Below are 19,243 nucleotides of genomic sequence, written 5' to 3' on the forward strand. Positions count from 1 at the left end.
ATGCACGGGACGCTGGAAGGCCGCATCCTCACCCCCGGCGGCTGGATACGCGGACGCCTGCGCCATGGAGCCGACATCGTTGCCATCGAAGCCGACGACACCGCGCGCGGCGACCGCTGGATACTGCCCGGCTTTATCGACCTGCACGTGCACGGGGCGGGCGGCGTGGACATCATGCAGGGCGGCGGCGCCGCGCAGACCGTGGCCCGGCTGCACGCACGCCACGGTACCACAACGCTGCTGGCCACCACCATGACCGCGCCGCCGGAGGCAATAGCGCACGCGCTGCGCGGCGCTGCCGCTGCCATAGCCACCCCCGCTGCGGATGCCGCACACATCGCCGGCGTGCACCTGGAAGGCCCTTTCCTCAACATCGGCCGCCTGGGTGCGCAGCCGCCGCTGGTCACGCCCGGCACGCTGGTACAGGTGCTGGCGTGGCATGCGCTGGCGCCCATCCGCGTGTTGACCCTGGCGCCTGAAGTGGCCGGCCACCTGGAGCTCATTCCCCAGTTGTGCGCCATGGGCATCCGGGTGCAGGCCGGCCACAGCGCCGGCACTTATGAAGACGGCGTGGCGGCGCTCGAGGCGGGCCTGGCCGGGTTCACCCACCTGTTCAATGGCATGACGGGCCTGAACCAGTATGCGCCCGGCATCGTCGGCGCTGCGCTGGCGCACGGACAATACGCCGAAATCATCCCCGACCTGCACCACGCCCGACCCGGCGCGCTGCGCGCCGCCCTGCGCGCCATCCCGCGCCTGTACGCGGTGACCGACGCCACGTCCGCCACCGGCATGCCGGACGGCGCCTACATGCTGGGCAGCCAGCGCGTCATGAAATGCGCGGGCTGCGTGCGCCTGGCCAGCGGCGATTCGCTGGCCGGCAGCGCGCTGACGATGGACCAGGCGCTGCGCAACCTGGTCGGCATCGGCCTGATGCTGGCCGACGCCAGCGACCGCGTGTCGCGCTTCCCGGCCGACTACCTCGGCATGCAGGACCGCGGCCGCCTGGCAGCAGGTGCGCGCGCCGACATCGTCGTGCTGGACGACGAATTGCAAGTACGTTCCGTGCTGCTGCGCGGCCGTCCCCTGGACCCGCTGGACATTCAACAAGGAAAACACCATGCGCCCCTACCCGCCTAAGAAACACGCTAGCCAAACCCGTTACCTGCTGGCCGTGGCCGGCCTTGGCGGCCTGCTCTACGGTATCGACGTCGGCATCATCGCCGGCGCCCTGCCCTATCTGGAGTCGTCCGCCGCGCAGCTGTGGAAGCTGTCGGCGCAACAGCTCGGCTTGGTCGTGGCCGCCGTGCTGCTCGGCTCAGTACTGTCCTCACTGGCCGCCGGCGCGCTGGCCGACACCATCGGCCGCAAGGCCGGCATGCTGGTGGCTGGCCTGCTGTTCTCAGCCAGCATTCCCATGATCGCGCTGGCCGACGGCTATGTGCCGCTGCTGCTGGGCCGCTTGCTGCAAGGGGTCAGCGGTGGCCTGGTCGGCGTGATCGTGCCGCTCTACCTGGCCGAGTCGCTGCCGGCGGCCGTGCGCGGGCGCGGCACGGCCTTGTTCCAGCTGTTGCTCACCATCGGCCTGGTGGCCGCCGCGCTGATCGGCCTGATCGTATCGCAGCAGGTGGAAACCGTCGCGCAGACCAATCCCGCCGGGCTGCCCGCCATGCAGGACGCAGCCTGGCGCCGCATCTTTTGGCTCAGCCTCGCGCCGGGACTGCTGTTCTGCGCCGGCGTGCTGGGCCTGAGCGAATCGCCGCGCTGGCTGCTTGCGCGCGGACGCCGCGAACAGGCGCTCGCCGCCCTGCGCCGCACCCGCACACACGCCGATGCCGACGCCGAGCTGGCCGCCATCGGCGCGGCCGCAGGCAGCACCGGGACCAAGGCCACAGCCGGCAACCATGGCGCCGCCGACCAGGGCAGCCTTATGCAGCGCCGCTTTGTACTCCCCTTCCTGCTGGCCTGCCTGATCCTGGCCTGCAACCAGGCCACTGGCATGAACTCGGTGCTGGCCTACTCTGTCAACATTCTTGAACAGGGCGGCCTGGCCGGATCGCAGGCCAACTGGGGCGACGTGGCGCTGAAGCTGGCCAACGCCCTGGTGACGGTGGCGGCCGTGGTGCTGGTGGACCGCAAAGGCCGCCGCTTCCTGCTCATGCTGGGCTGCGGCGGCATCATCGCCTCGCTGTGCGCCGCCGGCGCCCTGTTCCTGGCCATGGACCACGGCAAAGCCGACCTGCGCGCCACGCTGGCGCCGCTGGCAAAAAACCAGGCACTCACGCTGGACGCTCCAGCGCTGCGCGCACTGGCGGGCAACGACGCCTACCAGCTCGAAATCGCCTACAGCTACGGCCCGTTGACCCAGGTCCGCACGCTGCGCCCGGGACAAGCGCTGAGCATCGCCCCACCCAGCGGTATCGAAGGCGACAGCGCGCTGGGAGCGGCCTTCCGCGCGCTGCATCTGAACCCTTTCCCGGACATGAGGCTGGCGCAAGGCGCGCCGCTGGTGATCGAGCGCGCCCGCCTGGGTCCACCGCCCACGCCAGCCCAAGGCTGGCTGCTGCTGGCCTGCCTGTTGGCATTTGTCTCCAGCTTCGCGGTCGGTCCCGGCGTGTGCGTGTGGCTGGCGCTGTCCGAGCTGATGCCAAACCGCATCCGTTCCAACGGCATGAGCGTGGCCCTGCTGCTCAATCAGCTGGTATCGACCTCCATCGCGGCAGTGTTCCTGCCCACCGTGGGCCAGCACGGCTATGCGCCCATGTTCTTCGCCTGGGCCGGCTGCACGGTGGTGTACTTCCTGGCCGCCGCCATCCTGTTGCCCGAAACGCGCGGCAAGACGCTGGAGGAAATCGGACGCTATTTCGAAGGACGCGCAGACAAGAAAGGCGCGCGCACGGAACACGTTGCCAACTACACCACCGGAGACGCATCATGAAAACACTGTTAGCCCTGATCCCACTGCTGGCCGCAACTCAGGCGCAAGCCGGCGTGATGGCGATTTCGCTCGACGACATCGGCACCTTCTCCACGCTCAGGAACAGCAATACCGCCAGCACCTACGCGGGCACCGGCTACCTGGGCATGTACAGCAGCGCCTGGGCGCACATCCTGGGCGTAGAACGCAGCAATTTGAGCCGCACCATCATGCAGGTCGATATCGGAGCGCTGGCGGGCAAGACCATTTCCAGCGCGGTGCTGTCATTTGAACTCAAGGAGGGCGAGACCGGGCCGCAGAACGGCACGCTGGTAGGCTTCGACGCGGACGCCAACGCGGGCAAGCTGGCCTACAGCTGGAACGCGCCCGGCGCCAACTACGGCTCTGTGGTGTCCACGCTGGCGGGCCGGGCGATCAGCCATTTCGACCTCACTTCCCTGCTGGCGGCCAGCCTGGCCGCGCGCGACAGCTGGTTCGGCATGCACCTGCGAGGGTCCACCGTGGCGCAATGGACAGTGGCCAACAACGGCGCCTACACGGCGGACCGCGCGGGCATGGTCCTGACCATTCACTATCTGGATGCGGCAGCCCTGCCCGAACCTGCATCGCTGCTGCTGATGGGTGCCGGACTGGCGGCCTTGCTCGCGCTGCGGCCAAAAAAAACCCGCCCCGGCGAATCGCAGGAACGGGCAAAGGGTTGCTCGTGAATTACTTCAGGAATTACTGATAAGTCACGACCAGCGTGGGACGGTAATTCGCATTCCCATGCTCCCTGGTCCCATATTCCACCGACGAGGCGCTGCCGTAATTGGCGGCGCCCTCCAGCTTCAGCGACAACACCTTGCTGCCGCCCATCACGCCGCTGGCAGCCGCCGTCACATCGATTTCGACCGGCGTATTCGCCGCCGGCACCTCCCAGCTCCCCAGCAAGCCGCCATTGGCCGGCATGCCATTCCAAGTCAGCGCGCTCTCGGTCCAGCTGTCTGCTGCGGTTTGATACAGATTGTGCGTCACGCCCGCCATGCCGACGGAAGTCGGCACCAGTTTCAGCTTGGCGCTGGTAACCGTGCCACTGATGGCGGCAAGGTCGAACTTCAGCAGCGCCTTGCGGGTATAGCTCACCGTCTCCTGCTTGACCACCATGGTCGCGGTGGCGCCGTAGTTGGCGCCGGCGTAGGTGCCATCGCGCACATACGCGTCCGCAGCGGGCGCCAGCGCCGTCCTGTTGATCAGCGTGAACCTGGCCTTGAACGACTTGCCCAGCGCGCCGTTGACGCTGACCGCCAGCTTGATGGTGGCGCCGCCCGGATTGAGGAAAGCGATGGCGTCGTCCTTGCTCACCAGGTTGCCGGCGCGGTTCAGTTCAAGGTTGATCAAGCCCGTATTGAGCTGGGTCGGATCGGCCACCGCCAGTTCCAGCTCGCCGCCCGCCTGCCGCAGCGTGACCACCGAGCGCTTGTCGCTGGTGAGATAAGGCTGGCCCGCGACGTTGACAGTCTTCGGCGCGTCGAACCAGTACACCACGCCCGTCACGCCCTGCGTATTGTCGCGCACGGCCGTGGCGGTGGTGGAGCGTTCGATCACGCTGATGGGATTGGCGGCGGCAAAGGCGGCGGTTTCCTCCGCGCTGCGGTTTGGCAGCAGGACGTAGGTGTAGGCCGCGTTCACCGGATTGACGCCGTGGTTCAGCGCCAGGCTCAGGAAGTTGTTGCTGACCGTGGCCGTGCTGCCGCCATCGTTGATGTTACGCCACGCGCCGCTACGGCTTTCGCGCAACGCGGCCACCGCAGGGAGATCGGGAAAGACATAACCGATATCGGACCCGTAGGATGTATTGCCAGCCAGGTGCGCCCACTTTGTGGCGGGCATGGCCTCGCTCCAGCCCAGCGGGGCAGGCATGACGTTGGCCACGTCGTTGACGGTCAGCTGATTGTCGCCCGCTCCGTTCAGCAGGCGGTTTTCCACAATGGTTTCAACCGGCACCCCGTCGGTGCTGGTGATGCCGGTGCCGACGGCGACGATGCGGTCGCCGAACAGGAACCAGGCCTTCTTGCCCGACAGGGTACTGGCCGTGGCGTTGGTCAGCGCGAACTCCATGGCGGCGGTGGCGAACTGGCGGTTCAGTTCCGCGCCGCCGATGGCGTTCTTGGTGTTGCCGTAGTGCTTCCACGCCACCGGCGTGCCGCCACTGCGGTCGGTCGTGGTGCCGGACAGGCGCCGCAGGTCGACCGTGGGCCAGAAGTCGTTGCCGTACTGGGTCTGGTCGGCGTTATAGAGCTGGGTCATGCCGATGCCGGTCCACCAGCCGACCTTGTTTTCGCCATTGCCGAATTCAAAGGCACTGATGCGCTTGGAGAACATCGACAAGGCGAAGGCATAGCCGTCGCCGCGCGACACGGCGCGGTCGGCCGACGGGAAGATGCGCGTTTCGTTGCCCTCCGGCGCCGAGGGGATGCCCGCATCGTTCAGGATGGCCTTGATGAGCGCGATGTCGAACACCGGCACGCCGGAGCCGTACTGCGGCGTGAAATAGCTTTCTCCAAAGCTGCCGTCGCGCTCCACCCAGCCCTTGATCACCGATTTCAGCTGCAGCGCCTGCGCTGCGGGCAGCACCTGTGCCAGCTCGGCCAGGGCACTGACGGTCGCACGGCCGCTAAGGTGGTCCGACGTGCCCTGGCGCGAAATGCTGCGGCCGCGCTGGTTGTCCATCATGGCGCCGTCGAAGATGAATGGGCGATAGGCGTTCATCGCCCAGTCGTAGGGATTGAGGTAGTTCGGGTCCGCGCTGATGGACCAAGGGCTGTCGTTCAGCAGGTAATACAGCTTGCTGATATCGGCCAGCAGCACCGTGCCGTAGGCGCCCACGTAAGGCGTGTGCGTGTGCTGGATAAAGCTGCCGTCGGTGTAGTAGCCGTCGCCGGTGGCCACGTAGGCCAACGCCGCGGGGATCGCATCGCGCCCTGCCGCGATCTTGGCGCCGCTCTTGCCCAATATGCCACGCATCACTGCGCCGAGCGCCTTGTCCAGGCGGTTGGCGCCCACTTCCTCAATGGCGTTGGCGGCAATCGAACCATCCATGCTGGCGCGCCGCGTCGGATCGGGCGCGTAGTGGTCGATCGCGGCGATGCACGCGGCGATACGCGCCGGCGACAGCAGGCTGTAGTTCGCCATCATGAGGTTGTTCAGATTGGCCGGAGCGCCGATCTGCCAGTCCCACCAGTTGTCATGGCCGGTGCCGGTGGCGGAATACCCGTTGGCCAGCAGCCAATCCAGCCCCTCCAGCGCTGCCTGCAGCACCTCGGGATTCTGATAGTAAGGCGAAGCGGCGGACTGGTAGGCCGCCATCAGTGTGCTCAAACGCGCCACGCTGGCAGTGATACTGGCCGACACTGCGCCCAGCGGCAAGTCGGGCCACAGCGCGGTGCGGCCGGGGCGCCGGTTCATCGTGCTCCAGTACTGCGTGGCGGCGGCACTGCCGCCGGCAGCCTGCATGGCCACGTCGGGATCGTCGGGCGCGAGGGCGGGCGCGCTCGCGCTGCGGTTCAGCCACTTGGTCCGCATGTCGTCGTACACATCGGCGCGGGCAGGTACGGCGGCCAGGCCCGCGTGCAATAGCAAAGCCAGCAGCAAGCCCCGGCGCGGCGGGCGAAAAGCGAGATTCATCGGTTTCTCCAATTTGAGCGCAACCAGGATTATTTTTATAGGTTAACGTTACCACTTCGATCCCGAAATGCGCAATCTAAACCGGCGTACCGTTTGTCCGCCACAACAAACCGGCAGCCCGGTCACAGGCATGTCACATCGCCCGCCTATACTCGGACGACTATCATCAGGCTACTGCGAACGCCCACCATGGACATCCAACTGAGAGAACTGACCGCCCGCGTGCACAAGGACATTGTCGACAGCTACGACGAGGAACTGGAACTGGAGCTGGACGACCGCGACCTCGATTCCGGCACCCTGCTGCCGCAGCAAGGCCGCAGTGAGCAGGAAAAGGAAGCGCGACGGGTCTACTTCCGCGAACTGTTCCGCATGCAGGCCGAGCTGGTCAAGCTGCAGGACTGGGTGGTGCACACCGGCCACAAGGTGGTGATCCTGTTCGAGGGCCGCGACGCGGCCGGCAAGGGCGGCGTCATCAAGCGCATCGTGCAGCGCCTGAATCCGCGCGTGTGCCGGGTGGCCGCCCTGCCCGCCCCCAACGACCGCGAACGCACGCAATGGTATTTCCAGCGCTACGTGGCCCACCTGCCGGCCGCCGGCGAGATCGTGCTGTTCGACCGCAGCTGGTACAACCGCGCTGGCATCGAGCGCGTGATGGGCTTTTGCAGCAACGAGCAGTACGAGGAATTCTTCCAGTCTGTGCCGGAATTCGAGCGCATGCTGGTGCGCTCCGGCATCCAGGTGATCAAGTACTGGTTCTCCATCTCGGACGAGGAACAGAACGCGCGCTTCCTGAGCCGCATCCACGACCCGCTCAAGCAGTGGAAGCTCAGCCCGATGGACCTCGAATCGCGCCGCCGCTGGGAGGAATACACCAAGGCCAAGGAGATCATGCTGGAGCGCACCCACATCGAAGAAGCCAAATGGTGGGTGGTGCAAGGCGTGGACAAGAAGAAGGCGCGCCTGAACTGCATCCACCACTTGCTGCAGCAGATGCCCTATGTCGAAGTCGAGCGCCCGCTGATCCAGCTGCCCGAGCGCGAATACAACGACGACTATGTACGCCGCCCGGTGCCGCAGGAGATCGTGGTCCCGGAATTCTACTAGCCTGCTGCGGGGCTGCCGCAAGCCGCCCCGTCCCCGCCTCTCCCGGCAGTTCGCCTATCCAGGCAATCAATTTGCCGCAAAACTGCGGTTTTGTTTGACATGATGAAAAGTCTCTCGGTATCATGAAAACGTTTTCATAAAATGTGAAAACGTTTTCAAACCACCGGTAAAATAAGCTGCAAGCAGCAACGGAGACACGCAATGCCACCAACCCGCCCCACCACCTCGCCGCTGCTATGGGTGCCCACCGGTTACTTCACCATGGCGCTGGCCTATGTGATGCTGACCAGCGTCAGTTCCATCATGTTCAAGAACCTGGGCATGGACAACGGCCAGGCCGCCGGCTATTCCAGCCTGCTGATCTTCGCCTACACCGTCAAGCCGCTGTTCGCCCCCTTCGTGGACATGTACCGCACCAAGAAATTCTTCGTGCTGGCCACGCAGCTGCTGCTGGCGCTCGGCTTCGGCGCCATCGCGCTGGCCATGGCGATCCCGAACGCGCTGGTGGTGCTGATGGTGATGTTCGTGCTGATGTCCTTCATCGGCGCCACCCAGGACATCGCCAGCGACGGCGTGTACGTCACCTCGCTCGACTCGCGCAGCCAGTCGCTGTACTGCGGCATCCAGAGCCTGTCGTGGAACGTCGGCCCCATCGTCGCCTCGGGCGGCCTGGTGTACCTGTCCGGCCGCCTGCACGCCGACGTGTTCGGCCATGATCCGAAGACCTTCGGCCCGGAGTGGATGGACGCCTGGCGCGTCATCTTCATCATCGTCGCCGTGCTGACGCTGCTGATGATGGCCTGGCACGTACGCGTGATGCCGGACGGCGCGCGCGCCCCGGACACGCCCTCCTCTGCGGCCGAAGCGCGCCGCATCCTGCTGGACGCCTTCCGCACCCTGTTCGCCAAGCGCGGCGTGTGGCTGATGATCGCCTTCGCCTTCCTGTTCCGCCTCAGCGTGGGCTTCCTGGAAAAGATCGGTCCCTTCTTCATGGTGGACCCGGTGAGCAAGGGCGGCCTGGGCCTGTCGAACGAGCAACTGGGCATCATCTACGGCACCTACGGCCTGGCTGCCGTGCTGCTGGGTTCACTGCTGGGCGGCTGGTTCGTGGCGCGGCGCGGGCTGAAAGCCACCCTGTTCACGCTGTGCTGCGCCATCAACATCCCCAACGCCACCTTCCTGGTGATGAGCGTCTACCAGCCCGACAGCGTGTTCGCCATCGCCTCCGGCGTGGTGATCGAGAAGTTCTTCTTCGGCTTTGGCGCGGTCGGCTTCATGATCTACCTGATGCAGCAGCTGGCCCCCGGCAAGTACGCCACCACCCACTACGCTTTCGGTACCGGCCTGATGGGCCTGTGCGGCATGGTGACCGGCGTGCTCAGCGGCTACCTGCAGGAGATGATGGGCTACGTGACCTACTTCGTGTTCGTCATGGTGGCCACCATCCCATCCTTCATCGTGTGCTGGAAGGCCCCCTTCCACCATGACGACGGCACGGCCGAGCCGGCCAACGGGCCGCAAACCGCCGCCACCTGACCCGCTGCCGCCCGGCATGCATGGCGCCACCCGGCAGCGGTGGCGTCGCCACGGCGGGAAGCACGCAAGCGCTTTGCCGCCTAGCCTTCGGAAGACTGGAAGCCTTGCAACAATGCCAGAATACGCCCGGCCAAAACGGGCTGCATGCCCATTTTCTGCAAGCAGGACGACAAGTATGCCTGATCGCTTACCAATGAAACTGCCTTGCTGTAGCCCGCATCGACGCTGTGACCATATGCCCTTCGTGCTTTGGCCCAGGCCTCGTCAGGGATCGGGCCCCAGTGCTCAATCAGCATCGCCAAGTGATGGCATCGCGGCTGGCAACTGAGCGGTCGCCGTACCGGTCCGCATTAGCCAGTAGCTGTTCGGCGTACATATCCTCACGGCACAGCGTTGGCACACCAAACAGAGGACTCAGCGCGCCTGTGACATGCATTCGGGCCTCATTCACGATCTCAAATTTGATCGGGACGCCGTCCACACGCACGAACGTTCGAATGCCATAGCGGTCCGCACGCACCTCGCGGGCCAGTTCAACCGGTTGACTGAGAATGTCTCCCAACGAAGCGTTAGTGATCGTATTGCGCAAAGCACGGTAGCCATCAACCGAGCTGCACAGGAAATCAACATCGGCCGACTCCCGGTACTCGTTCAGCGACAACACGATTGCGGTCCCGCCGCCGAAATAGCAGCAGGACTGGGCAAGAAAATCTGCATTGAGGGATGCGAGGAACTTTGCGACGCGCTGGTGGCGAGGCCGGTCAAACATGCAAGATGCCATGGCCGTATTCATGCGTGAGGCGGTCGAGCATGGCACGCTCGTGCGGCGGCATGGCAGTTGCGTCAACGAACCGCCAGTTGTGCTCGTAGAGGTCGAACGCCTCCGCCCCGGTGATCGCCTCATGCGGATTACGATTCCATGCGATCAGTCGGAGCTGGGGAAAGTTCCCTATGACAATGATGTCGGCTGCGGCGTTCATAGGTTCATTATGCCCCATCCCCCAGGCATTTTCCAATAAAGCGCGCAGCGCGGCGTAGTCAATATCAATTGGGCCAAAGACGGCAATAAGTCTGGCTATTCGTCAAATTGATATTCTGGCTGTAGATGAATCCGTTTTTAAAAGCCGACTTATAACCGCTCGCTGCACAGTTCGTATGTACCCAGTCGACACCCTGGCTGGCAACGGTCTCGTTGAGCGCGTACGGCACTTTGGGGGGGATTGCCGCTGCATAAATAAACCGTGCTGTTCGCGGTCAAGCTTTTTGCATAGGACGGCGGAACCACCACTTGGTTCGGTCATAATCCGGCGCGAACACATTGTCTATGGCAATATCATAAATTTGCCCATCTATTCCCGGCGTGATCTCGATATGGGTGTGGCTCAAAGGAATTCTCAGCCCCTTGGGACAGGCACAGCAGCACTGCGGTGAAGCTGGCGCAAGACAGTCCCGATTTCACGTTCATCTGGAGCCTCCCGGGAAGTTTGATTAAGAAATGAAAGCCGCCAGCCGGCCCGCCCATTTCTATCGACCTCACAATATATTCGAAAACTCGAGAATCCAGCTTGGGAATTTCCAGCCATTCCCAAATTAACAACAACAATTGCCGCCATCGTTCGGGCGGCAAGCACTCAACCTCGGGCGATTGATTTGCCATTTGGCTTCTGCTAAGGTTATCAGGATCACCAGCGTGTAATAGCTTTTAAAACGATAACTTCCAACAGCGAACAGGAATTCACCATGCCCGACAGCCACAGCGTTCCCGGCTTTAGCGCCGACCTGGTTTTTTATTTGAACGGCAAGCGCGTCCAGCGCCACAACGTGGACCCGAAAATGCTGTTGGCCGACTATTTGCGCTCACCCGACGTTGGGCTGACCGGCACCAAGATCGGCTGCAAACAGGGCGGCTGCGGCGCCTGCACCGTGCTGCTGTCGGAGTGGGACGAGGCGACGCAAACGGTGAAAAATTCATCCATCAACTCCTGCATGCGGCCGCTGGCGGCGCTGGACGGGATGATGGTCACCACGGTGGAAGGCACGGGCAGCGTGAAGTCCGAGGCCATCAGCACCGTCCAGAAGTGTTTGGCGGACAACAACGGCACCCAATGCGGTTTCTGCACGCCCGGCTGGGTCATGAACATGACGGCCGCCATCGCCGAGCGCGGCCCCAAGCCCGGCACCAAGGCCGAGATCGAGGGGCTGTTCGACGGCAACATCTGCCGCTGCACCGGCTACCGTCCCATCCTGTATGGCTTCAAGAAGGAATTCGCGTCCGACTGGAATCCCGCCGTCGATGAACAGGGCAGCATGGCCTGCATCATCGATCCGGCGGAGGCGATCGACAAGGCGGTGCCGTTCACGCTCTCCTTCCCGGACGAACTGCGCCGCCGCGCACGCGCGCTGGCCTTCGAAGCGCCGGCCGCCCGCTGGTTCCGCCCCACCACCCTGGGCGAGGCCCTGGCTCTGCTTGCCCAATACCCCGACCGCCAGAACGTGCGCCTGGTCGGCGGCAACACCTCCATCGGCATCTATCCCGCCACCGTGGAGGACCCGCGCGTCTTCATCGACCTGGCCCAGGTGCGCGAATTGCGTGAAAGCAGCGCGGCGCACGGCAGGCTGACCCTCGGCGCCGGCATGCGCTACAGCGCGCTGCTGGAACTGCTCGACCGCCAGATCGCCGACACGCCTGCCGGCGCCGCCGCCGTGCCCGGCCTGCTGGCCCTGCGCTACATGGCAGGCCGCACCGCCGGCACCATCGTGCGCAATGCCGCCACGCTGGCGGGCAACACCATGCTGGTGGTGCGGCACGGCGAACAAGGCGTACCGTTTCCGTCCGACTGCTTCACGGCCCTGGCCGCGCTCGGCGCCAACGTGCTCGCCATTGCACCCGGCTGGGAAGGCGAACGCCGCTTCGGCCTGCTGGACTTCGCCGCGCGGTGGAACAGTGCGGCGGAGCTGGACGGCGGCTGCGTGCTGCTGCGCTACGAGGTGCCGGCCACGCGCGACAACGAATACGCGCAGACCTACAAGACCGCCCAGCGCATCGTCAATGCCCATTCCATCGTCAACGGCGGCATGCGGGTGCTGCTGGACGCGGAGCAGCGCGTGACCGAAGCGGTGCTGGTGCTGGGCGGGATCTCGCCGGTGGCTTGCCGCTTGCCGCTGTGCGAAGCAGCGCTGCTCGGCCAGCCCTGGACCGAGGCGACGCTGGGCGTGGCGCTGGAGGCGCTGGGCGCCGAAGTGGACACCATCATGCGCCGCCATGCCGCTCACTATGCGGAACTGCCGGACGAGGGCTATTCCAGCGGCTACAAGCGGGCGCTGTGCCTGTCCTATTTGTACAAGTTTTTCATCGAGGTGGCGCAATGGCGCGGCCTGCCGGTGCCGGAACCGGTGCGCTCGGCGGCGCAGCGCAGCCAGCCGCAAGAGACGCGCGGCACCCAGGCCTACGAGAAGGAACCGGCCGAATACCCGGCCAACCTGCCCTACATCAAGATCGGCGCCTACCTGCAAGCCACCGGCGAAGCCCAGTATGTGCATGACATTCCGCTGCCCCGGCGCGGCCTGAACGGCGCCCCGGTGCAAAGCACCATCGCGCTGGGCACCTGCACATACCGCGTGCCGGGCGTGGAAGGCTACGCCAGTCCGGCCCAGGTGCTCGACGCGCTGCGCCTGCGATTCCCCGGCGTGGTCGACTACGTTACCGCGATCGACGTGCCGGCGGCGGCGGTGATCGGCATCGGTGCCGACGAGCCGCTGTTCGCCATCAGCGTCGAGCCGTCCGCCTGTCCGCACGGCAGGCTGCCGGCCGGCTACGACGCCTGCGCGCCGCTGCTGCTGACCGGCTTTGGCCAGTCCATCGGCATGGTGCTGGCCGAGGACGAACAGGAAGCGCAGGAAGCCGCCTGGCACCTGCAGACCGAACTGTGCCTGTTCGCGCCCGATCCGGACACGCCGCCCTTGCTCGACCTGCCCGACACCAAGGCCGAACGCGAGAAAATCGTGTTCCCCGACCTGCTGCCCTTCCCCACCCATATCTGGCAGATCACGCGCGAGGGCAGCACGCTGCAGTGGCTGCCGCAGGCCGACACCAGCCAGCCCGACCCCGGTGAGCCGGTGGTGGCCAAGGGCGTTGCCGTGCCGGGGCTGGGCACGCAGGTCGCCTGCACGCGCGTGTCGTCGAAGCAGAAAGTCGGCAGCCAGATCCACTTTTACATGGAAACCCAGTCCTGCGTGGCCGAAGTGCTGGGCGACCGCCAGCTGCGGCTGCATCCGTCCACCCAGAGTCCGGCCTCGGTGCAAAGCGCGGCATGCAGCGTGATCGGGCTGGCGTCGAACCAGGTCAGCGTGCAGGTGCGCCGCACCGGCGGCGGCTATGGCGGCAAGTGCAACATCTCCGCCTACGCCTCCAGCATGGCCGCCGTGGCGGCCTGGAAGCAGAACCGCACCGTGCGCCTGGCCCTGCTGCGCCAGGTCGACAGCGCCATGTTCGGCCATCGCCATCCGGTGCTGGGCAATTACAACATCGCCGTCGGCGACGCTTCCAATCCCGCCACGCACGGCAAGCTGCTGGGCTTCCAGGCCGATTTCTGGCTGGACGGCGGCCGCACCTACGAATGTTCGCCCATCGTCAGCGACTGCCTGGCGCTGCGCAGCGACACCGCCTACAACATTCCGAACTGGAACTGCGCGGCTGACGTGTGCCGCACCAACAAGACCAGCAACACCTCGATGCGTACCATGGGCATGCTGCAGGCGGTGCTGATCGTGGAAGATGCGGTCGAAGCGGCCGCGCACAGCGTCGGCCTGCCGGCCCATACGGTGCGGGAAAAGAACCTGTACGTGCCGGGGGACAGCACGCCCTACGGCGAACCGCTGGAGTCCTGCTACATGCGCGAAGTGTGGGACTACACCATCGAAAAGTCCGACTTCCATGCCCGCCAGCAGGCGGTGCACGAGTTCAACGCCAACAACCGCTGGCGCAAGCGCGGCATTTCCCTGCTGCCGGTCAAATACGGTTCCGGGTTCAACCTGACCGCGCTGGAACAGGGCGGCGCCCTGATCGAGGTCTACTCGCCGGACGGCGCGGTGCTGGTGCGCCACGGCGGCGTGGAAATGGGCCAGGGCCTGGACACCAAGGTGGCGCAGGTGGTAGCACTGGCGCTGAACGTGCCGATGGCCTCGATCCGTGTGGCCGAATGCGATACCGCCGTGGTCCCCAACCCTGAAGGCACGGGCGCGTCGACCGGCACCTCCTTCAACGGCGGGGCCGCCCAGCAAGCCTGCCAGGCGCTGCGGCAGCGGCTGGAGGACTACTGCCGCCATCTGCAGCTGCAGCATGGCGACGCCTGGTGCGTCACCAAGCAAATCAACTTCTGGGATTTCCAGCAAGGCTGGCGCGCCATGATGCCCCAAGCGAACGGCGCGCCGCCAAAACTGATGTGGGCCATCATCGTCGATAGCGCCTTCAACGCCCGCGTCAACCTGTCGGCGCAGGCGCGCATCGCGGTGCCGGGCGGCGACAAGCCGGACACCGGCCTGACCTTCAAGCAGGTCAGGAACGCACAGGGTGAACTGGTGGCCGCAAGCGAAGAAGTGGACTACTTCAACGGCTACACCTTCAGCGCGGCCTGCACCGAGGTCGAGATCGACGTGCTGACGGGCGAAACCACGGTGTTGCGGGCCGACGTGGTGTACGACGCGGGGATCAGCCTGAACCCCGCCGTGGACGTGGGCCAGGTTGAAGGCGGCTTCGTGCAGGGCCTGGGCTACGTGCTGAGCGAGGAGCTGAGCTACCAGCCAGCCACCTCCGCCACCACGACCTCGGCCACCCGTCCTGCGCCCGGCGCGCTGTACACGGTCAACACCTGGGAATACAAGCCGCCCGCAGCGCAGTCCATCCCGCTGGAGATGAACGTGATCCTGTTCCCGCGCGACCTGGCGCCGCAAGCTCCGGACGCGAGCGAGCTGCTGTCGTCCAAGGAGATCGGAGAGCCGCCGATGACGCTGGCCGCCACCGCCTTCTTCGCGGTCAAACAGGCGGTCCGGGCGGCACGCGCCGACCGTGGCCACAACGAGTGGTTCCAGATGGACTCGCCCGCCACCGTGCAACGGGTGCGCGAAGCGTGCCTGGTGCAGTGCAAGGATCTTGCGGCCGGCGGCTGACCGATGCGCGCAGGGGGCCGCCAAGGCGGCCCTGACGAGCGTTGCCATCCACCCTGACTGACATAGGCCTCCCCCCCATGCTCGCGATCCGCCCTATCCAGCTCTCGACCTTCGAACATGACAGCCGCCGCCAACTGGCCCGTTCCGTCCTGGCCGCACTACGCACCTCTGCCCCGCACGCCGTCGCTGGACTGGCTCCGGCCGAACTCGACTTTCGGCTCGCCTCGGCCGTCTCAAAAATCGCGGTTCATGAGCTCCACGCCCGTGACGACGCCGAGACATTCGTTCGCCTCTCCCTGACTGTCGGTCCGCTCTTCGATGAGTACCCGCCTTTCAAGGAAATTCTCACCAGTTACGACCGGGACGTCCGCATTCTGGCGCTCTTTACCCACGCCGCACCGGGCGATTGGGATAACGCTGCCCAATTCGATATCGTCAGCCGGTACCGGAAATCCACGCCCGGCAGTAGCGCCATTTCGCTCATACCCCTTGAAGACCGGCATGCAGACGCCTACTTCCGCGATGCTCTTCATCCCGACGTCTGGCGTCTCGCTCGTATGAAGCCCATGACCAGCGCCGCCGACGCCCTTGAACTGATCGGCAACTGCGAACCAGGCGTCAAAACCGGCTACGCGGTCGTCAACCGGCAGGGCCAATTCCTCGGCGCCGCCTTTGCCACGCGCATCGAAACGGCCACCCGCGTTTCGTACTGGATTGCCCGCCGCGCGTGGGGACAAGGCATCGCCAGCCAGGCGCTGATGCAACTGAAAAGCGCCATAAAAACCGAAAAACTGGTGCTCACCATTGAACCGGGCAACATGCCGTCACTGAAGGTGGCGGCAAAATGCGGCTTCCATCAGACCGGCGCCATCACGTTCGGGGCATAAGATCGCTATGGAACCCAAAGTCGCCGACACTCTGGCAAAGGACGTCAATAGCGCCCTCACCCAATACTTGAACATGAGTGAGAACCTGCCCGAAAAAAAGAAACAAGAGCTGCTCGAAAAGCTGCTAAAAAAGATTCAAGCAGAGAAGACGAGCACCGGCCCGCATGAACACGACCCCGGCAAGCAAATCTCCCTCGCCATCCAGACCTGCGCCCTCCAGCCAACCAAGGCCGCACAGCTGAAATCACTCCGCCTTGCCGAGATTGCAAACCGCAATGCAGAAACGCTCGAGCTTTGCCCAACAATGTGTATCCAGTTCCAGGACCGCAGCTGGAGTGAATACTATCGGGGCAAATCCAACATCAAATACCCCGACGTCATAGAGATGACGCCCAAAGTCTGCACAGATAGCCTGGTCCAGAAATTAATGCTCTTCGATCTCTTGCAGGGCCACCGCCAGCAATGCTGCGCGTTCGCGCTGCCCAAGCTTGCAAGTTTGGAATGCAAATTTCCCACGCTGCCGGCCATCATCATTCCATCGGGGGGCAAGAACGGCCAATGGCTCGGAACAGCCCTGGGCGCTCCGGAGAAATTCTGGTGGGTTCGATTTCTGAAGAAAGTCGATATTTTTTTTGTCGTGTCGGACGAAGAACTCGCCAATTACAATCAGTTCAAAGCGCACGGCGTCACGGTGCTTGGATACGACGGCTTTGGCATGGGCTGCGGCCGGGCCGTTGGCCTGCATGTAGCGAAGATACTCGACCGCACTTGCTTCATGACCGACGATAGAACCAAGGATCTCATCTACCGCGGTACTTCCATCACTGTGGACACCATGAAGGAGATAGCACCGACAATTGAGGCAAAATATCCCTGGATCACGGGTGTCTCGCCAAAAGGCCAGTTAAACATCCTGACCATAATCAACCCTAAATCGACTGAGCCCGAGCGGCCAGTCTTTTCCAAGTATTTTATTGCATCCAAGGAGGACAAGGCCCTCTTCCTCTACTGCGAGGCGCTCCGCCTGCGCGGCAATGCCACCAAGGTCGGCAATACCATCCAATTCTTCGAAGTCAAGTACGACGCCGATAACCCGCCGTGCACCAACAATGACGTCGCGTACACGGGAAAGAAGGGCGCGGGCATGAAAGCCGTCACGGATTGCACGCTTTACCGATCACTCGATAACGTGCCTCTTGATTGGGCATATCTAAGAAAAAACAAGGAGTTTCTCAACCGCTGGGACGCCGTGAAAATGCAGGATTCCGCGATGTTCAAACTGCTGGAGTCCATTTTCGAAGCACTAGAAGATCCGGAGCAACGAACCGAGGAATTTTGGCAGGCCTTCGACAAGTACCTCGCCCCATGGTTTAGCTGAGTGGAGCGGCGGCTGCGCCGCATGTATAGCGTCAGGCAGCCAGCGGCGGAACGGCCGGCGTGCCGGCCAGCCGGCTGACATAGGCGCCATGGTCCGGCATGGCCTGCACTGCCCGCACGATGGTCTCGCGCACCCGGTCGAAATGGGTACGCAATGCCTGCAGGTCCATCAGGTCGATCAGCGGATCATGGGTCTTGGGCGTAATGCCCAGCCCGGCCATGATGGAGATATGGGACGACACCTGGAAACCTTCCGGATCGTAGATGGCGACGCGGCCGGTTTCGCGGAACAGTTCGATCTGGTGCCGCAGCGTGTCGGGGACCGGCATGTTGGCGCAGTAGCGCCAGAACTCCGAATCGTCGCGCTTGGTGATCTTGTAGTGCATGACGATGAAATCTCGCACGAACTCGTAGCGCTGCGAGACCAGGCGGTTGAACTCGTCCGCCAGCGCGGGCCGGAAGTCCCGGTCAGGGAAGTGCTGCAGCAGCCAGCCCACCGAGTTTTCAATGATGTTGATGCTGGTCGATTCAAGCGGCTCCAGGAAGCCGCTGGACAGGCCGATGGCCACGCAGTTCTTGATCCAGGACTTGCGGCGGCGGCCCGTGGTAAAGCGCAACTGGCGCGGGTCGTCGAGCGCGCGGCCGTCCAGGCCGGCCAGCAGCACACGCGACGCATCTTCATCCGATGTGAAGCCATTGCAGTACACATGCCCGTTGCCGGTGCGGTGCTGCAGCGGAATGCGCCAGGTCCAGCCGGCGCTCTGCGCGGTCGAGCGCGTGTAGGGCGTGAGCGGTTCCACGCGCGCGCACGGCACGGCCTGCGCGCTGTTACAGGGCAGCATGGCGCTCCAGTCGTCGTAGCCTGCCTGGTACACGCCTTCGATCAGCAGGCCGCGGAAGCCCGAGCAATCGATGAACAGGTCGCCCTCGACCCGGCTGCCGTCGCGCAGCTTGACGGCGGTAATGAAGCCAGTCCCAGGATGCTGCTCCACCGCCGTGATCATGCCTTCGATGCGCGTCACGCCGCGCTGCACGGCGTAGTCGCGCAGATAGGCGGCGTACAGCCCGGCGTCGAAGTGATAGGCGTAGCTGAAGGCGTTGGTCACGGCAGGCTGGTCGCCGTAGGGCTCCATGAAGCGGTTGGCCCGCCCCATCACCGTCGCCACCGACCAGTCCTCGTACGACGGCATGTCCTTGGACTCGCGCGCCAGCCGCAGCCAGTACAGATACGGCGAGCGCTTCTCGATGGCCGGACCGAAATCGCCGAAGCCGTGGAAGAAACGGTTGCCCAGGCGGCCCCAATCCTTGAAGTCGATGCCGAGCTTGAAGGTTGCCATGGTCTTGCGGGCGAAATCTGCCACATCCAGCCCGAGCGCGCGGTTGTAGTAGGCGATGGTGGGCAGGGTCGCCTCGCCCACGCCCACCGTGCCGATTTCCGGCGACTCCACCAGCACGATCTCGCAGGCCTTGCCCAGCCTGAGCGCCAGCGGCGCGGCCGTCATCCAACCCGCCGTACCGCCGCCGGCGATGACAATTTTCCGGATGGCCCGGCCATGCCGATCATTCATGC

At 64.5% G+C, this 19,243-nt stretch carries 12 protein-coding genes; 8 read left to right on the top strand and 4 right to left on the bottom strand.

Annotated elements, in window-relative coordinates; translation table 11 throughout:
- From AC6H42_RS30515 to AC6H42_RS30525, 3 genes are read left to right on the top strand one after another with little or no spacing between them, the layout of a single operon-like run.
- Entirely contained in the window at positions 1-1,140 is a 1,140-nt protein-coding gene (locus tag AC6H42_RS30515) for an N-acetylglucosamine-6-phosphate deacetylase (RefSeq protein WP_497549696.1), read from the top strand.
- Positions 1,121-2,938, top strand: coding sequence for an MFS transporter (locus AC6H42_RS30520; RefSeq protein WP_497549677.1), 1,818 nt, complete (start codon positions 1,121-1,123; stop codon positions 2,936-2,938). Before AC6H42_RS30515 ends, AC6H42_RS30520 begins: the two co-directional genes overlap by 20 nt.
- Positions 2,935-3,645, top strand: a complete 711-nt coding sequence (locus AC6H42_RS30525; protein ID WP_497549678.1) for a PEP-CTERM sorting domain-containing protein — start codon at positions 2,935-2,937, stop codon at positions 3,643-3,645. Before AC6H42_RS30520 ends, AC6H42_RS30525 begins: the two co-directional genes overlap by 4 nt.
- 13 nt (positions 3,646-3,658) lie before the next feature.
- On the opposite strand, the gene AC6H42_RS30530 is transcribed toward AC6H42_RS30525, so the two are convergent.
- Entirely contained in the window at positions 3,659-6,601 is a 2,943-nt protein-coding gene (locus AC6H42_RS30530) for a polysaccharide lyase family 8 super-sandwich domain-containing protein (RefSeq protein WP_497549679.1), read from the bottom strand.
- Between the two features lie 189 nt (positions 6,602-6,790).
- Between AC6H42_RS30530 and ppk2 the strand changes: the two genes are divergently transcribed.
- Positions 6,791-7,708: a polyphosphate kinase 2 gene (ppk2, locus tag AC6H42_RS30535; RefSeq protein WP_057153813.1), complete on the top strand. Its 918-nt coding sequence runs from the start codon at positions 6,791-6,793 to the stop codon at positions 7,706-7,708.
- Between the two features lie 201 nt (positions 7,709-7,909).
- Positions 7,910-9,244: an MFS transporter gene (locus AC6H42_RS30540; protein WP_497549680.1), complete on the top strand. Its 1,335-nt coding sequence runs from the start codon at positions 7,910-7,912 to the stop codon at positions 9,242-9,244.
- 289 nt (positions 9,245-9,533) lie between these two features.
- On the opposite strand, the gene AC6H42_RS30545 is transcribed toward AC6H42_RS30540, so the two are convergent.
- Together AC6H42_RS30545 and AC6H42_RS30550 are read right to left on the bottom strand one after the other, a co-directional pair.
- The gene (locus AC6H42_RS30545; RefSeq protein WP_497549681.1) at positions 9,534-10,013 is read right to left on the bottom strand and encodes a nucleotidyl transferase AbiEii/AbiGii toxin family protein; all 480 of its coding nucleotides are present in this window, start codon (positions 10,011-10,013) and stop codon (positions 9,534-9,536) included.
- Positions 10,006-10,224 (bottom strand): hypothetical protein, encoded by a 219-nt coding sequence (locus AC6H42_RS30550; protein WP_497549682.1) that lies wholly within the window; start codon positions 10,222-10,224, stop codon positions 10,006-10,008. Before AC6H42_RS30550 ends, AC6H42_RS30545 begins: the two co-directional genes overlap by 8 nt.
- Before the next feature lie 760 nt (positions 10,225-10,984).
- On the opposite strand from AC6H42_RS30550, the gene AC6H42_RS30555 reads away from it, so the two are divergent.
- The 3 genes from AC6H42_RS30555 (at position 10,985) to AC6H42_RS30565 (ending at position 17,674) form a co-directional block, all read left to right on the top strand.
- On the top strand, positions 10,985-15,409 hold the full coding sequence (locus tag AC6H42_RS30555; protein ID WP_497549683.1) for a molybdopterin cofactor-binding domain-containing protein: 4,425 nt from the start codon (positions 10,985-10,987) through the stop codon (positions 15,407-15,409).
- A 77-nt stretch (positions 15,410-15,486) separates the two neighbouring features.
- The gene (locus AC6H42_RS30560) at positions 15,487-16,296 is read left to right on the top strand and encodes a GNAT family N-acetyltransferase (RefSeq protein ID WP_497549684.1); all 810 of its coding nucleotides are present in this window, start codon (positions 15,487-15,489) and stop codon (positions 16,294-16,296) included.
- Between the two features lie 7 nt (positions 16,297-16,303).
- Positions 16,304-17,674 carry a hypothetical protein gene (locus AC6H42_RS30565; protein WP_057153806.1) on the top strand — a complete coding sequence of 457 codons (1,371 nt, stop codon included), beginning with the start codon at positions 16,304-16,306 and terminating at the stop codon, positions 17,672-17,674.
- A 31-nt stretch (positions 17,675-17,705) separates the two neighbouring features.
- On the opposite strand, the gene AC6H42_RS30570 is transcribed toward AC6H42_RS30565, so the two are convergent.
- Positions 17,706-19,241, bottom strand: a complete 1,536-nt coding sequence (locus AC6H42_RS30570; RefSeq protein WP_497549685.1) for a tryptophan halogenase family protein — start codon at positions 19,239-19,241, stop codon at positions 17,706-17,708.
- Positions 19,242-19,243 lie beyond the last annotated feature (2 nt).

This window comes from Massilia sp. NBRC 108631 (genome assembly GCF_059704565.1).

Coding starts and splice junctions, on each gene's coding strand:
- AC6H42_RS30515 (WP_497549696.1), top strand. CDS start 1: ATGCACGGGACGCTGGAAGGCCGCATCCTCACCCCCGGCGGCTGGATA.
- AC6H42_RS30520 (WP_497549677.1), top strand. CDS start 1,121: ATGCGCCCCTACCCGCCTAAGAAACACGCTAGCCAAACCCGTTACCTG.
- AC6H42_RS30525 (WP_497549678.1), top strand. CDS start 2,935: ATGAAAACACTGTTAGCCCTGATCCCACTGCTGGCCGCAACTCAGGCG.
- AC6H42_RS30530 (WP_497549679.1), bottom strand. CDS start 6,601: ATGAATCTCGCTTTTCGCCCGCCGCGCCGGGGCTTGCTGCTGGCTTTG.
- ppk2 (WP_057153813.1), top strand. CDS start 6,791: ATGGACATCCAACTGAGAGAACTGACCGCCCGCGTGCACAAGGACATT.
- AC6H42_RS30540 (WP_497549680.1), top strand. CDS start 7,910: ATGCCACCAACCCGCCCCACCACCTCGCCGCTGCTATGGGTGCCCACC.
- AC6H42_RS30545 (WP_497549681.1), bottom strand. CDS start 10,013: ATGTTTGACCGGCCTCGCCACCAGCGCGTCGCAAAGTTCCTCGCATCC.
- AC6H42_RS30550 (WP_497549682.1), bottom strand. CDS start 10,224: ATGAACGCCGCAGCCGACATCATTGTCATAGGGAACTTTCCCCAGCTC.
- AC6H42_RS30555 (WP_497549683.1), top strand. CDS start 10,985: ATGCCCGACAGCCACAGCGTTCCCGGCTTTAGCGCCGACCTGGTTTTT.
- AC6H42_RS30560 (WP_497549684.1), top strand. CDS start 15,487: ATGCTCGCGATCCGCCCTATCCAGCTCTCGACCTTCGAACATGACAGC.
- AC6H42_RS30565 (WP_057153806.1), top strand. CDS start 16,304: ATGGAACCCAAAGTCGCCGACACTCTGGCAAAGGACGTCAATAGCGCC.
- AC6H42_RS30570 (WP_497549685.1), bottom strand. CDS start 19,241: ATGAATGATCGGCATGGCCGGGCCATCCGGAAAATTGTCATCGCCGGC.